The following is a 279-nucleotide window of genomic DNA, read 5'->3' as shown; positions in this document are numbered from 1 at the left end:
GACTCGCTCGGCGAGGGACGGTTCGCCGCCGAGGACTTCCTCCGGGAGATCCAGGCGCTCGCGGCACGCTTCGAGGTCATGCGCGTCGACGGCGAGGACTACCGCCACCGTTCGGTCGGTGGGGCGGTGCCGACCTTCGACGACGACGCGGTGCTCGCCAGCACCGCGGGACGCGCGGGTGCGGCGGTCGACGACTTCGACGCGTTGCTCGCGCACCTCGCGCGCGTGCACCCCAGCCGGTACGGCGCCCTGCTCGACGGCGTGACGCTCCTCGGCCTC

At 74.2% G+C, this 279-nt stretch carries 1 protein-coding gene; it reads left to right on the top strand.

Annotation, left to right across the window (positions count from 1 at the left end; genetic code table 11):
- Window positions 1-279: AFG1/ZapE family ATPase (gene zapE / locus AC1ECF_RS17590; RefSeq protein WP_480390735.1), on the top strand; the 279-nt coding region annotated here is incomplete at both ends.

It is taken from the genome of Psychrobacillus sp. Z3-81, assembly GCF_056620325.1.
This window is presented reverse-complemented; position numbering and strand designations above follow the sequence as displayed.